The sequence below is a fragment of the Brevibacillus sp. DP1.3A genome (genome assembly GCF_013284245.2).
Lineage (GTDB): Bacteria > Bacillota > Bacilli > Brevibacillales > Brevibacillaceae > Brevibacillus.
On sequence record NZ_CP085876.1, the window covers coordinates 4,452,685 to 4,468,153 of the forward strand.

The following is a 15,469-nucleotide window of genomic DNA, read 5'->3' on the forward strand; positions in this document are numbered from 1 at the left end:
TTTCTTCCTCCCTTTTCTCTGTTTTTTAAGACAATAGACTTCTCACTCGTGCTTCCAAGTCTACGGGTGAAAATGGCTTCGCTATATAATCTGAGACTCCCAGCTCGAATGATCTTTTCTTGTCGTCTTCCAACCGCTTGTGGGTTAATACCACGATTTTGGTGCCACGCTCAACTGTATTGATCTTGCTGATGAGCTGGTAACCGTCTTCAATGGCCAAATTGACATCGGTAATAACAGCGTCTGGTAAAAATCGCTTGTATTTTTCCCACGCTTCTCTCCCGTTGTCGGCCAAATAAACGCAGTAACCTTTTCTTTGTAAATAGATGCGTAAAAACTCATTCACAGTTTCATCTTGCGAAACAAGCAAAAGACTTCTCTTTGCTTCCGATGATCTTTTACCGCTGTATATGTGAATATCACCAGCGACTCCCTTTTCAGCAGTAATCTCCTGTACCATACCACTGAGGACTTGTGCTGCTGATTCCCCCTGTTCGGGGAAACTGGCGATGAATACTGGCCCTGCCAACATATGTTGGGTCTGTAGCTGTTCCTTGATGAAGAGAGAATGGAAATGAGTATTGCCTAGCATTTGGTCGCCAAGGAGAATACCTAGAATGCTGCTCTGTTTGTCGTAAAAACAATGGATATCCGTAAACCCCTCTGCTTTTGCCAAAGACATTTTCAAATCTTGGATCTTTTCTTTACTGCTTCCATTCGTGACAGCCAGAATAATCCCGCATGGCAACTGACTCGATTCATAGAAGGTAAGCACATGCTCAAAGGCTTGAAATAAAGGAAACGAATACGCTTTTGCAATCTGACTCATGGTATCTCCCTCCTGTGCCCTGTTTCTCTATGTTTTCCAGCTTGTTCTCGTCATGGTTCCCCATGTGTTATTGTTGCGCATAAACTCGATATGACCCAAAAATCTCCAAATGACTCCCAACTGCTGATATCCAAGAAACATGAAGAAGAGGAATGCCAACATCTTGAGATTGTCGCGAACTCTTGTATAACGCTTGAAGGCCAACTCTTCCATAAACAGAGAGCCGATCCCGAGCAGCACGCCAAACAAGAGATTCAACAGCGCATAGATAACCAGTATTCTCCATTGAGTCATGTCCATCAATGTATATCCCAGCAGAGCCAAAAAGCCGGTAAACCTGAAATAAGGATTCAGCGTTTCGAAAATGATGTTATAGGGAAATGTAATCAGCCCCATAACTTTGTACTTAGGACGGCCTACTATATAAATGCCGTACTCCAGCATGTTTTTGAGGTTTCCGCGTCCCCATCTTCTTCGCTGGCTGCCAAGTATTTTCAGCGTATCAGGAGCCTGAGTCCAGCAAACGGCATCGGGGCAAAAAGCCACTCGATACGGAAGTTTATTTTCAAGCATATATTTATGAAGCTTGATGATGATGTTCATGTCCTCGCCAGGATATCCCCCTCGATAACCACCAGCTTTGACAACAACATCTTTTCGAAATACCCCAAAGGCACCCGACACAATGATTAGTCCGTTGATTGAACTCCACCCAATCCTCCCCCCTAGGAATGCCTTTAAGTATTCGACACATTGGAACATTGGCAAAATTTTGGTAGGAAGATTGACTTTCTTTATCATTCCGTCCTCGATTTCACAGCCGTTTGCGATTCGGACGATGCCGCCGATCGCGACCGTTTCTTCAGGGTTTTCCATGTACACCTTGGCGATGCGGATCAACGCGTCCTTTTCCAATAATGAATCAGCATCAATGGAAGCAATCAATGGATAATGGGAAAGATTAATCCCGGCGTTTAGCGAGTCGGCTTTTCCTCCGTTTTCCTTATCAATGAGATATAAATTGGGATATTGCGTATTGTAATAAACGCCTCGTACGTTGGAGGTTTCCAATACTTTGGAGCCCCCTGCATACTCTGTGCGGGTTAACTGGAACTCATCCAACAAAACTTGCAACGTTTCATCTCTCGAACCGTCATTAATAACAACCACTTCATACTTGGGATAATCTAGCGCGAGAAGCGAACGAACGTTTTCAATGATCGTCAATTCCTCATTGTAAGCAGGAACGAGGATGGATATTTGTGGTACGTACTCTGATCCAGAGAGTGACTGAAAGCGAGAATACATGGAGCTTTTGATGATGGAAAAAATATTTTTGATGGACAGGCTTAGAATCGTTAAATAGAGCGTCTCAATCACGATTACGTAATAAACAGCAAAGATCCCGTATGCTTGCAAAAAGTCCCTCATGTCAATCTCCTTTCAGGTATAGTTACACGGCATAAACATAATGATTTTTCTTGTCCGCCTGCTCATCCTCATTGATTTGCTTTCTGCAACTGGCATACATCTCAATCATTTCAGTATTCTGACAGACTTCCGTATCGTTCGTCTTCATCAAGGACTCGAACAATGCCGTTGCCAAAACAGCATCATATTCGAACAGCAACCTCACTGACTGGATGCGGACTTCGTTGTCCTCCGAATCGATCTGCCGATATACCAAATCGGCAATCTCCGCGGTTAAAGGAGCAGACCATCCAATTAAAGCGATTTTATTCAAATCCTTGTCCGTACTTCGCAAACATTCAAGCAATAATGGTGTACAATCCAGCTCTGTCTCTTTCATGATGTCAACTGCAAGGAAATGATTGCTTTTTCGATGCTTTATAAGGAGCATCAGCATGTTCCTTATATCGTCCAGATTTCTTGCACACTTGGCGATAGATCTCGCGATGATAAAATGAGTGGGATCGAGTTTTTTTGTCTGCAGCAATTGCAGAAGTCTTGGTACGGCTTCCTCGGATCGCATTGTTCCTACATGATAGGCCGCATCGATCCTTATCCAATGGAAGCGACTATACAGCCTTTGGAGGTTTTGCTTGACGAGCCCTGTATCCTCACAGAGTGTGATCATTTTCTTTCGGTGGCTTCCTGTAAGAGATTCGATCCATTCAGTGAGTTTTTGTTGCAGAACTCTCATTTCCAAGCGATTTAATTGCCAGTAAGGCGGTTTCAACCTCTCAGGCGAGTCCATATGAGACTGGATATACGTGAAGTAGTCTTGAAACTGTCTCAGGTAAACGCGCGTTCTCCTTTCTAACAACAAATTCCTTGATTTAATCACCAAGATACCCATAAAAAATAGTATAATTATTACAATTAACAGGCAGATTACCGTGACTGCTTCTGACAAAATGGCATGCAGAATGGATCTCTCCTCTCCAGTTTGTTTGTAAGTTTTTCTGTACATTCCTATCCATTTCAAGTCGACAGCGTTAAGCGCCATTCAAGCTCGAAGTTTTCTTTATAGAGAACATTCCGTTCGTTTTGTTCTTTATAAAGAACGATTTGAAATTAGTATCCTGTACGGGCTATGGAATGTAAAATATCAATTTTCTCCAAAAATAGACCAAAAACAGCGAAAATCGACTATTTTGTAGAATATCGTCTGAATATCTCGTTTTTACTCAACCTTAATAACGAACACTATGTTTCTTATAAAGAACGACCGCAATTATAGATACTTAGCCATAATGACGCTTCATTTTATCTAGTAGAAAGGTAATTTTTTAGCAATGTCAGTAGGGGCAAATCGAATAAATGAGCCAAACGATACAGGACTAGTCCCACAAAAAGTTGTGTTTCAGCTATATTGACGTTATAATAAACGAAGAGATTTAAAGGGGTGGCTATTACATGATCGGCTCGCGTATACAGCAGCTTAGAATAGACAAAGGCCTTTCTCTTTCTGATTTAGCTGATCGCGCTGGTGTCGCCAAGTCTTATCTGAGCTCAATCGAGCGCGGCATTCAGCGAAATCCTTCTATTCAATTTCTTGAGAAAATCGCACTAGTATTAAATGTGACAGTAGACACATTGCTTCAGGAAAAAGTTGTTCCTTCAAGCGAGAATGTTGATGAAGAATGGTACAAGCTGATCGAAGAGGCTATGAAATCCGGGGTAAGTAAAGAACAGTTTCGGGAGTTTTTGGAGTACAATAAATGGCGGTTAAATCGACATAAATAACATTGTTGCCAGCACTGATATAGTGGTGGCTTATTATTTTTTGCATTAATTTAAAACAAAAGTCACAAATACTAGATTTACATATGAAACTGAATTAAGTATCATTTCTGATATAAGCTTTTTACCTATCTTTTTCCAACCATTTTTTGGATATTTTATTTATTTTTACAAAAGGAGGGTAAAAGGGGAACTAACATGAAAAGCACTCCGTCTCCTAAAGATCTCCTGGATAAGGAATGGATCGATTTAATCCTTACAGCACGAAAAATGGGATTAAGCATTGAGGAAATTCGTTTTTTTCTCGTGAACTCTCCTCTCTCTTTTGATGAGGAGAAAAAGTGATTACTTCGAAGCATAATGTAAACAGCCATTATCCATTACGCTACACTTTTATAAATAATAGGACTTCCATCAGGGTTCATCCCCGATCGAGAAACCATAGAAATACACAGGCTTATTAGGCCTGTGCTTTTTCTATTTGCATATTTTTTTTCGCGATATAGTCTGTCTCGTAATATTGAAGATCATTACGCATCGGTTCGAATACTCTCGATAAGGACAAGGTCAACTGCTGCAACTCAGGGACCGCCTGCTTGCGAAAAATGATACAGTCCTGACCCGTATAGGCCAACCGCCCATCTTCTTCGTAAACCTCACCTTTGGGATAGTAGAAGTTATTTATACAGGTATGGTATACCTGATACAATACTTCCTCGGCAAACTCCTCATGAAATCGTGCGCGTCGGAGAGATACTCCCAGCCTTTCGTATGCATTTTCGCAGTAAACCAAAAGGTGGCGCAAGTCGGAAAGATAGTTACGGTAATACGTTTCAAATTCTTCAGGATCACCTGACGCGGATACAAGACCAGCTAGGGTAACCTGATTCAAAAAACGTTCCACTTCCATGCTGACCTTTTTCAACTTGGTGTACGTCTCCTCGCACAATTGCTTTAGATGAGTCGCTGACATAAAGTCCCCCTAATGTTGAAGAATCTGCCTTTTTTATAATAAGTATAAAGGAAAGATTATTTATTACACAAGGGTTATTTTTATGCAAGAAGACTGCTTCAGAAGATGATATGGAGCATCATATACGCACAAATAAGGCTACGCCAAAGCTTTAGCGTAGCCAATTTCTACTATGCAATTGCAATTTATACCGCTGATTGCTCACTAACTTTTCCCTTAATCTTCCTTATCTGCAACAAATAAATGAGATAGGCTGCGAACAACCCGATGATTGTCATGAAGCCGAGAACGACAAAGTCGTTCATGACAGCTGACAGACCATGTCCCTTCGTCAAGATTTCTCTGACACCATTCAGGAAATACGTCAGCGGCAAAGATTTTGCAATCGCGACAATTCCGGTCGGCATCGACATGAGTGGCCAAGTATAGCCAGATAACATGAACGAAGGTACTGCAATCATCATCCCGATCTGAGTAGCCTGGAGTTGGCTGCTGGACACAAAGGAGATGGCATAACCGATAGCCAACACCGCCAAGTTAAACATAGTAGCCAGTAGCATCAGATCGAACGTACTTCCGTAATAAGGGATATCAAAACCTTTTAACATCAGTGTAAACGCTAGGAACATATTGAGGGTTCCTGCCAGAAAGTACGGCAACAATTTGCTTGCGGTGATCGCGAAGAAGCTATGGCGAGAGAGTGTATCCCTCCAGGTACCCTCTTCTTTTTGTTGAGCTACTGACAATACGATTCCGAGGAACAGCACTTGCTGAAGCACTGTACCTGCAAGTCCGAATACCATGAAGGACAGATAACTGAAGGTCGGGTTATACAACACTCTGTATCGATAGTCGATACCCGTAAACATGTTTTTCCCTTTTTCTCCCCAGCCGCCAAGTGCTTCCATCTTCTTCAGCGTGGTTCCTGCTGAAACAGACTTAATTGCTGTATTCGCTGCTCGAACTGCCGTATTCGAAATCATGATGTTACTGCCGTCGATAACAGTCAGTACCTCTGCCTCTCTCCCAGCCTTCACATCCTTTTCTAATCCAGCAGGAATGATCAGGGCGATATTTGCTTCGCCCTTGTCAACCAATTTCATTGCTTCTTCTTCTGTTCCTACAATAGACGTGATCCGAAATGTATGATCGACCTCAAAGGCACGATAGAGCTCACGACTCAATTCGGTTTGATCGGCATCCACCATCACAGTAGGGATCTCCATCACTTTCTTCTCACTGTACAGAAAGCCGAACATCGTCAAATAAATCAGCGGAACGAGGAAGAGAATATTACGAATGGTTTTGTTTGCAAAAAGATTTTTCCATTCGCTCCAGAACAGGTGAGAGAAACTATTCACCATTACCAGCTCCTTCAAGTTGCCACTCAACCGTCAGGCCTGGACGCAATTCCGGATCGGACACCAGCAGCTTCACTTGGAAGGAACGAATATCACGATCACCGAGTTCTTGTGTCGCTTTTTTTACGGCAAAGTCAGCAGCAGGAGCTACAGTAACCACTTTGGCGTCTACTTCTCTGCTCAGGGCTGGGACGAACAATTTCACTTGATCGCCTGTTTTCACATTCGCGAGCATGTATTCATTTACATAAAATTTGATATAGTTGTCTGCTTTCGTTTGGATCGTCAAAACGGTGAAGCCTTGGGAAACCAGCTCTCCCTTTTGAACGGCAACTGATTTTACAATACCGTCTACTGGAGCTGTCAGCTTAGTGTTGTTCACATAGGCTTCCATTTCTGCCAACGCACCTTTTGCCTGCATCACGTTCGCTTCTGCGGATTTAACATCCAGCTCCTTCAAGCCGACTTGACCTCTCCCAGCTACAGCTTGGTTGTATGCAGCTTTTGCTTGATCCAGCTGTGCTTGTGCGGCATCGACCTGCTCTTTGCGCGATCCAGTTTGAGCCATTTTCAACTGCTCTTCTGCTGCTTTAAACTCCGCTTGCGCCTTATCTGCTTGCATCTGCGCCTCTTCCACTTTCACTTGAGGAACGGCACCTTCCGCCATTAATTTTTTCATTCGTACCAAATTCGTCGCAGCAATTTGATTCGAAGTTTGTGCTGCTTGCAATTTCGCTTTGAGCTGCGTAATTTCTTCTGAACGCGCTCCATTTTTGTTCGCGTCAAGCTGCGCTTGCGCCGAGTTGACTGCTGCTTTTGCTTGGTCGACTTGGGCATTGCTGGAGTTATCCGTGACGGATACTCCTTTTTTCGCCTGATCAAGTTTGACGAGTGAGAGCTTGTAAGCAGCTTCCGCCTGCTCTTTCTTCGCGAGAATCTCCGCGCTGTTTAGCGTGGCAACTACTTGCCCTGCCTTTACTTCGTCTCCTTCTTTTAGAGAGAGCTGTTCGATGGAACCGCCCATTTTAAAAGAGAGGTCTACCTCTGTTCCTTCGATTACACCTGCTAATTTCGTTGTATTCTGACCGGCCATACTACTCACGTTTGAACCAAACAATACGGTTCCAAGTACTGCAATGCCGACTACAAAGCTACCTACACCGATCCATGCACGTTTGTTCATCTGTCTTCTCCTCTTGTTTTACGTTTCTCTAGACGTTATTTGGTTTGAAACATTCCTGAAAGCATATAACGAAGTGTCTGTTTATCTGCGGCACTGTTCACTGGCTCTTTGCGAAATTGCTTGCGAAGTACGGTAAACCCAACCATGCCAAACAACGCGGAAGCGAGTGTACGAATCTCGATATCTGCCCGGATATACCCTTGCTGTTGCAACTCCAGCATGTGTGACTCCATCGTACTGAAATAGCCACCTAACAGATTGCCAACCATCCTATCGCGCTGTCCATCTCCTGAGAAGGCACTCAGCAACAGGAAACACAAATCTTGATTCTCGGAAAAGAAGCGAAGATGCTCATCCAGCACATTCAGAATGCGATCCTCCAAGGAAAGCTCTTCATTTTGCATGACATTATCTACATGGTAAATCAGCATCTTCACGCCTTTTTCTATCACGTACAAAAACAGCTCTTCCTTTGTGGAAAAGTGATAATAGAGTGTTCCTTTTGCTACCTGCGCCATTTCCGCGATTGCATCCATGGTCGTTTCGCTATATCCCAATTGGGCAAATGCAGTTAAAGCTCCGTTCGCAATTTGATCTTTTTTTGATGGTGCCATCACTCCTGTCCCCTTTCGATTTTTTGAACTGACTGGTCAGTACAAAGATTATATTACGAATACTTCCTAGTTTTGTCAAGCAGCCATTCCTTCTATGTACAAAAAAAGATCGCTTTGTAGGCGATCTTTTACTTCTCTATAATTTGAAAGTAAGTCTCCATGGTTGCAGGCATTGGCGCGACACCGAGGTTCTCCCTTAGTTTTGCTACACATTTTTCGTACCAGCGGATGGCCTGTGTCCGATTATTTTGCTGATAATACGCAGTCATAAGTAAGCGGTACGATTCCTCCCAGCAATCATCCACGCGTAGAATCGCTTCACACCAGCGGATCGTTTTTTCCAATTGCCCATCCTCTAGCATGATTTTGGCTACCCTCTCCGCTCCGCGTAAAAACAGCGCCTGCACCCTCTCACGCTCTTCTACACACCAATCCTCATAACGGCATTCCGGCATGTAATCCCCCAAGTAATACGCAAGCCCTTTTTCCAAAAGGATGGCGCCCTGACGCCGGTCTGATTCTGCCAAGCCCAGGGTAACGAGCTTCTCGAACTCTTCAACGTCCATATGGTAACCCGATGCCAGATTGAAACCGTAGGAGCTGCCATGGCGTTGAATGAAGAATGTATCTGTTCTGGCGGCACGATCTGGCTCGAGGGCTTTGTTCAACGCATTCAGCGACACTTTAAAATCGCGGATTGCCGCTTCCTCGATACTGTCTGGCCATAGTCGGTTCATGATTTCTTCACGGGCTAACAAATGATGTCTCTTCGTCAATAAAAGCTGAAACAACAGCTTGGCCGTCCCTCGCTGCCATGCCTTTTCGCTCAGTTCCCGCTCTCCCAGCCACACACGGAACGCGCCCAGCGTCTGAATACGAAGTGTATAGCCGGGGTGGAATGTCACGTTTTGCAAGCCCAAATCATTTAACAGCTGAGATACGTAATCGGGCGATACCTTTCGGCGCTCTGCCTCAATCAAAATTGGCATAAGCTGCTGTACATCATGCGGTGTAAGCATAGTAGGTCTCTGCAGGAGGAATTGATATTCACCAGACTTCATCAAGGACAGAGCTTGCGTCACCGCAGGTACGAACAAATCCCATTGTTTTTTGCGATAAGCCAAGAAGCTCAACCACAATTGGCAAATGACGACACTGTAGCTATCCCCACAGTGACTAAGCCGGTCGGCACAATCGATAAAGGTAGCCCACGCTTCCTCTTCTTTACCGTATTTGGCGTATGCAATTCCAATCGCCATCCTTACCAGACTGCCTAACCAGTCGTCGCGCATTGCCTCTGTCTCTTGTATCCCCCTGTTGCCATACAGAAGGGCTTGGTCGAGTGCCTTTTCTCTTGCGTGAAGCAAGGTTAGTCCCAAAAGCGTTTCTGACTTTCCGCGTGTCGACTGAAGCTCCTCCATGATTTGCAAACCCTTTTCATAAAGCTGGCGAATCTCATCCGTAGGCAATGTTTGACTGATGAGGGCCGCATGGGCTTTTCGAACATAGCCATTCGCCTCTACGAAAGGTGAATGCGCTGCACGTCCAAGTTGTATGGCAGTTTCTGCAGATTCCCACCCTCGCTCCCATTCGCCATTCAATGCATAGACGAAAGATAGCAGCAAAGAGGTTTCCCGATATGATCTGGTCAACGGAGGATGCTTCCTCTGTTCTACCTGCCACTTACTCTCCAAGAGCTGAATGGAGGACTGCAATCGGCCGGTACGGAACAACAGGCGCGATTCCAGCTCAACCTCCGTCTGCTGCTCTAATTCCTGACTCCGTTCATACCAAGCTGCTGCCTGTTTGGCATCTCCGCGATTCGTATAAATTTCTGCCAGCAACCGGTATAGCCTCGGTGCCATTTCATTCTCTTGTTCAAATGGGGGCAACAGTTGAATCGCCCTCTTGAGCAGTTCTTCTGCCCGGACGCCTTGTACGCTGTCGAGATGAACGCGTGCTTGCCCTTCCAGCCCTCGGCACAATCCGATTTGATCTTGCTTTTGTTCACATTGTTTCAAAAATTGCTCATAGGAAGAAAAGGCTTTCGCATATAGACAGCGATAGCGTTCTACTTCGCCCTGATAAAACAACAGCCAATGCTGTTCGCACTTGATGTGCTCTGGTAACAGTGTTATCCACTCATATAAAAAGTCCAGCTTCCCTGCTTGCAGCAATCTTTCCGATGCTTGGCATAACCATTCTCCCAGCTCCTCCCACTGCTCCACGAGACGCAACCGCCCAAAAGCTTTTGCCTCGTCCCCTTTACGTCTGTACCATCCTGCGGCCTTGTGATTGACATGCACGTACGTCGTTTGATTTGCAGCCAGCTTACTAGAGAGGAGGCGCTGGAAAAGTGGATGAAAGGAATAATGAGATCCTGTTTGGACATGCAGAAAAAGATTACAACGCTGTACTTCCAATAGGTGCTCGATACATCCTTCCCCGAGTATTTGCTTGCAGTCCTCCATGTCGAATTGTTCGAGAACCGCTGCCTCCATCAAGAAGCGCTGCATATCTGCATCCAGCTGTGTCCAGACTTCCACTTCCAGCAAATGCAGCAATCGCGATAACTCACGCAGACTGTCAGAAACCGTCTGCCCCCTCGTTACCATTTCACCAAAAGTGCGAAGCGCCATCACCCAGCCTTGTGCCACCTCTTCCACGCGGCCCCAATGGTCTTCGGACAACGTGATGTCGTATTGATCGGAATAAAAGACTTCACTCTCCTCCAGCGTAAAAGAAAGGTCATTTGTTGTAAGTTCCAGACACTCTCCTCTTGCGGACAACAAGTCGAGATTGGACCATTTCGGTCGAGAGCGCGTTAAGATGACCAGCTTGACCTTTTGTGGGAGAGCCTCGGCCAACCGTTGAACAAATCGATCGACGTCACTACCATTAACTATCCGTTGGTAATGGTCCAAAACAAGTATGTGGTCCGCCTGGAGCTGTACACATTCTCCGACGAACCAGTCGACCAGTACCTTACTGTCTATGGAGTGCACCGGACTTTGCTCTGTGATACGTATGAGCTGCTCTCGCAATACCTGTCCAAAATCAGGATGAACCTGCCGAACACTTTCGACGAGACAGATGACAAACGCAAGAAGAGCATCGTCTCCATCCTGAATGGTATACCAGGACGCAGCCAGTGCTTCATCATGTAGAAATGTAGCCAGAGAAGTTGTTTTGCCATAGCCTGTCCCTGCATGAATGAGACAAAGCTGCGTATATTTCAACAGGCGTAATTTTTTCGCCAATGCAGGTCGCCGTAAGACGTATGGCTTCTGTCCTGGAGGAGTTATTTTGGATATAGGGATGTGGATTGGAATCATGATATGTGCACTCCTTGCCGTTCTCCTGCTCTTCTTTGATTATTTCCCCATTTCTAACTATTCTCCTGCCATTTGGCCCTTAACCGACAAAAAGCCCACCCGGGAGTCCAGGTGGTGCTCATTCAATCCACTAAGTTATATCCAGTAACAGTATGTCCAATATCATTTAACAGGACTTGGAATTCTTCGTCTCTGATGTGCTCTCCGTTCGTAATTCGTGAATGCAAATTTGCGATTCGGTCATAAACTGCGCGATTGGTAGACACGTACAAGATGTTGAAGCGAGTTTCTGCCTGCAAGCGTGATCTCATCCGATCCACAACACGTTTATGCAGCGAATCTGGATGTCCATTATCGACTCGCACAATTTTCCCAGGCGTATACGGGATCGACGTCCGCGGATTGACTTCGTCAGGCTTCGGTGTATCGACTGGCAGCACACCTACAATCAAGTTATCCTTGTACGCTAACACCTTGATATCGGTTACACCGGGCAGCTTTTCCGCATGCCCTTCCAAGTGAGTCACTAGCTGCGGCTCTCGCTGATGAACCATCTTTTGGCTAATCATGGCTGCCGGTCCTTTGTCCCTAGCGACGTTATCGTTCTGGATGTTAATCCCAAGAGATTCAAATTTGGCCTTATTTCCGTTCTGATCTTCGGTGCCCTGTTCTTTGTTAGGCGAACACCCTGTCAGCAAGCCGGCAAACAGGAGCACAGCAATGATACTCCCACTCATTCGTCTCACAACAAAAACACCTCCTTGCACTTAGTGTGATGTGCAGGAGGTGTTCTTACTCAGAAATCAGATGGCTTAATCAATGGAAATAAATTCGCCTTCAAATGTATCTTGTTTACCGTCTTTTTCAGCTTTTACGGTAAAGCTGCGAATGCCTTCATCGCCATTTATTTGTAGTTTAAAGGTGCCATCTGCATTAACTTCTACTTCATGTGTATCATCTTCGAGGACAATTGTTAAATCTGCGCCAGGATCAACCTTCCCTGTAACTCGGTACAGTTCGATCACTGCTACTTTGGTAGATTTCCCCTCGATACTTTCTTTATCAATCAAAGCTACCTGATCAGGCTTTTTCTCATCCGTTGCAGGCTTCGTCGGATCCTTTGGCTTTTCCTGTTGGCCGACTTGATTAGGGTTCACATTATCAGCAATCAATACGGTTTGTGTCTTCGGATCCCAATCCACCTTGTAGCTGAGAGCTTCCGCGATGAAACGAACAGGTACTACAGTACGCTTGTTCACAATCTGTGCCGGTACGTCGAGGTTGATGGTTTGTCCATTTTTGTTGGCAATTTTTTGAGTAACAACCAATCTGATGTTATCTTTCCCTTTGTTGATGGTAACAGTCCGGGTTTGTTCATTCCATTTCACTTCAAATCCAAGACTCTCTGCAATCGGACGAATCGGAACCAGTGTACGTCCCTGGCTGATAATAGGTGCTTGGTCAGGAAACGCAATTTGTTTTTTATTGTACTCCACTTTAACAGCATTCTGTACGGCTTTAGGCGCTACAGGTGCTGCCGCTGCAGAAAATGCTGCCATCGGTACCAAGGCGATCGCTAGCAGTAATGAGGTTACTTTTTTTAGCAAAACATTCACTCCATTTCCAAAAAGGTTCACACGATTCTTAATCTACTATAGGATGAAGGCAGTTTCAAGATTTTCCTGTAGTCTCCCTTTCAAAAGATCATTCTTTCCTAGTAACTCTCCTCTTTTACGTTACTTTTTCCTCCTCCTTTTGACCTAATTTCAAATTGTTACAAAAATGCAACCATCTTGCTTTCCAAAACCGTTACAATAGACAAGAAGCGACAGTATTTTATCTTGAAAGAGGCAATGAATGATGAACAAATTTCTCCCTTTCCTTATCCTGGCACTTATCTTAACTTTAATTCCTCCAGTAGGAAGCTCCGCCAATACGACTGCTATCCAATTAGGAAGTGATGTGCTGTTCAATCAGTTCCACCATCTCATTGAAGGCAAAAAAGTCGGGCTGATTACGAATCAAACAGGTCTCAATAGTCAAATGGTTAGCACGATCGACATGTTACGACGTGATCGCTCCGTCCATTTAACCGCTCTGTATGCACCTGAGCATGGCCTCGACGGAAACACGGTCGCAGGAAAACAAGTAACGAGCTTTGTTCATCCCGTCTACGCTATACCGGTCTACGGCTTGTCTGGCTCAACACGCAAGCCAACACCAGAAATGCTGAAAGACATTGATATTCTACTCGTCGATTTGCAGGATATCGGATCGAGAACCTACACATACATATCTACCTTGCAATACGCCATGATAGCTGCAAAGGAACAAGGAAAAGAAGTAATGGTACTGGATCGACCGAATCCTCTCGGCGGAGCAATTGTCGAGGGGCCTGTCGTTGAACTGCCTTACCGCTCCTTTATTGGAGTGGATACTCTCCCGCTTGCACATGGCATGACCATCGGAGAGCTCGCATTGTTTTTCAACCGTACCATTGGTGTAGATCTTACCGTCATTCCGATGCAAGGGTATTCACGCAACATGATTTATCAACAGACTGGTTTAGCCTGGATTCCGAGTTCTCCGCACATCCCTAACTTGACCTCGGTTTTCGGGTATATGGCAACTGGTTTGGGTGAGAGTACCCCCATTCGTCAAGGCGACCATTTCACCTGGATCGGGGCAGAGGGTCTAGATTCGCACAAGTACGCCGATCTGTTAAATGGAAGTCTTCTACCTGGCGTCATCTTTATTCCTGAGAATAAAGGAACTGCTGGGGGCGTACGTCTTCAAATCAACGATCTACATCAGTTTAACCCGGCAAAAACAGGTATTTACGCGCTGGCTTATGCCAAGCAATTACAGCCATTCCCTATGCCAAAAAGTACGAGTATGCAAATCTCCATGTTCGACAAAGTGATGGGTACCAACAAAATCGGTCTGCTTCTCGAACAAGGTAAATCCCCGCAGGAGATTGTTTCTTCCTATGAAACGGATCTTAAGAAATTTGTAGAGCTGCGGCAAAAATATTTGATCTATGGCGATGAACCGTTTATCCCGATGCAGCCGCTTCAACAGAAACAACCAAAACAACCAAAGCAGCCTGAACAACCAAAGAAACCAGAACAACCGAAACCATCCAAGCCAGAAAAGCCAGAAACACCGACTCCACCGCAGACTGGCAATCATAATGGAACGACCAATCAAAAGAAGAAGCCTGAACCAGCTACAAAACCGATCCCTCAGACTCCGAAGTCTTCTGAGAAGATCGCTTATTTAACCTTTGACGATGGACCTTCTTCTGTAACTCCACGCGTTTTGGATACGCTGAAAACGCATCAGGTCAAAGCCACCTTCTTTATTGTAGGCCGTGAGGTAGCTGGTCATGAGGCTATTCTCAAAAGGATTGTAGCCGAAGGACATGCGGTGGGAGGACATTCGTATTCCCATAACTATCAGCTTGTTTACAAAAACATGGAGAGCTTTTTTGCAGACGTGGAAAAAGGCAGTCAAATGATTGAAAAAGCAACCGGCGTAAAACCAACAGTATTCCGCTATCCAGGTGGCAGCACGAATACCGTCAGCTTGAAATATCAAGATCCCAAACGTTATAACAAGCAGCAGACAGTCATGCAGGCGATCAAAGCAGAGGCGAAACAACGTGGCTATACGTTTATCGACTGGAATGTAACAAACGGCGATGCAAGAAGCAATAAATACACAGCCGCTCAAACACTGGCAAATATAAAGCAGCAAGTAAAGTCACAAAAAGAAATCGTCGTCTTGATGCATGATTCCAGCACCAAGTCGCCAACGGCTGAAGCTCTCCCCGAAATCATTTCGTACTTGAAAGAAAAAGGCTATCGTTTTGAAGTCATTCAAGACGATCGTCCGACAGTTTCCAACGTAAAATAATCACGCAGCAAAAAGCCCGCTTCATCACAGAGCGGGTTTTTCTGCGCTT

Annotated in this window: 13 protein-coding genes; 3 read left to right on the plus strand and 10 right to left on the minus strand. The window is 44.9% G+C overall.

Translation table 11 applies throughout. The features are described from left to right. Positions 1-25: 25 nt before the first annotated feature. From HP399_RS20235 to HP399_RS20245, 3 genes are read right to left on the minus strand one after another with little or no spacing between them, the layout of a single operon-like run. Positions 26-829 carry a response regulator transcription factor gene (locus HP399_RS20235; RefSeq protein WP_173620882.1) on the minus strand — a complete coding sequence of 268 codons (804 nt, stop codon included), beginning with the start codon at positions 827-829 and terminating at the stop codon, positions 26-28. Between the two features lie 27 nt (positions 830-856). Further along, on the minus strand, positions 857-2,260 hold the full coding sequence (locus HP399_RS20240; RefSeq protein ID WP_173620883.1) for a glycosyltransferase family 2 protein: 1,404 nt from the start codon (positions 2,258-2,260) through the stop codon (positions 857-859). Positions 2,261-2,282: 22 nt separating this feature from the next. Beyond that, on the minus strand, positions 2,283-3,029 hold the full coding sequence (locus tag HP399_RS20245) for a hypothetical protein (RefSeq protein WP_228088297.1): 747 nt from the start codon (positions 3,027-3,029) through the stop codon (positions 2,283-2,285). A gap of 680 nt (positions 3,030-3,709) precedes the next feature. On the opposite strand from HP399_RS20245, the gene HP399_RS20250 reads away from it, so the two are divergent. Together HP399_RS20250 and HP399_RS20255 are read left to right on the plus strand one after the other, a co-directional pair. Further along, positions 3,710-4,039: a helix-turn-helix domain-containing protein gene (locus tag HP399_RS20250; protein WP_173620885.1), complete on the plus strand. Its 330-nt coding sequence runs from the start codon at positions 3,710-3,712 to the stop codon at positions 4,037-4,039. Between the two features lie 195 nt (positions 4,040-4,234). Then, the gene (locus HP399_RS20255) at positions 4,235-4,381 is read left to right on the plus strand and encodes an anti-repressor SinI family protein (protein WP_173620886.1); all 147 of its coding nucleotides are present in this window, start codon (positions 4,235-4,237) and stop codon (positions 4,379-4,381) included. Positions 4,382-4,496: 115 nt separating this feature from the next. On the opposite strand, the gene HP399_RS20260 is transcribed toward HP399_RS20255, so the two are convergent. From HP399_RS20260 to HP399_RS20290, 7 genes are all read right to left on the minus strand, one after another. After that, positions 4,497-5,009 (minus strand): YpuI family protein, encoded by a 513-nt coding sequence (locus HP399_RS20260; RefSeq protein WP_173620887.1) that lies wholly within the window; start codon positions 5,007-5,009, stop codon positions 4,497-4,499. Positions 5,010-5,194: 185 nt separating this feature from the next. Next, entirely contained in the window at positions 5,195-6,373 is a 1,179-nt protein-coding gene (locus tag HP399_RS20265; RefSeq protein ID WP_173620888.1) for an ABC transporter permease, read from the minus strand. Continuing rightward, entirely contained in the window at positions 6,363-7,553 is a 1,191-nt protein-coding gene (locus HP399_RS20270; RefSeq protein WP_173620889.1) for an HlyD family secretion protein, read from the minus strand. The genes HP399_RS20265 and HP399_RS20270 overlap by 11 nt, the downstream gene beginning before the upstream one ends. 35 nt (positions 7,554-7,588) lie before the next feature. Beyond that, entirely contained in the window at positions 7,589-8,167 is a 579-nt protein-coding gene (locus HP399_RS20275; RefSeq protein WP_173620890.1) for a TetR/AcrR family transcriptional regulator, read from the minus strand. A gap of 128 nt (positions 8,168-8,295) precedes the next feature. After that, the gene (locus tag HP399_RS20280) at positions 8,296-11,502 is read right to left on the minus strand and encodes an AfsR/SARP family transcriptional regulator (protein WP_173620891.1); all 3,207 of its coding nucleotides are present in this window, start codon (positions 11,500-11,502) and stop codon (positions 8,296-8,298) included. A gap of 122 nt (positions 11,503-11,624) precedes the next feature. Beyond that, positions 11,625-12,239 (minus strand): YhcN/YlaJ family sporulation lipoprotein, encoded by a 615-nt coding sequence (locus HP399_RS20285; RefSeq protein WP_217367901.1) that lies wholly within the window; start codon positions 12,237-12,239, stop codon positions 11,625-11,627. 75 nt (positions 12,240-12,314) lie between these two features. Continuing rightward, positions 12,315-13,139: a copper amine oxidase N-terminal domain-containing protein gene (locus tag HP399_RS20290; RefSeq protein ID WP_173620893.1), complete on the minus strand. Its 825-nt coding sequence runs from the start codon at positions 13,137-13,139 to the stop codon at positions 12,315-12,317. 223 nt (positions 13,140-13,362) lie between these two features. On the opposite strand from HP399_RS20290, the gene HP399_RS20295 reads away from it, so the two are divergent. Further along, positions 13,363-15,420 (plus strand): exo-beta-N-acetylmuramidase NamZ domain-containing protein, encoded by a 2,058-nt coding sequence (locus HP399_RS20295; protein ID WP_173620906.1) that lies wholly within the window; start codon positions 13,363-13,365, stop codon positions 15,418-15,420. Positions 15,421-15,469 lie beyond the last annotated feature (49 nt).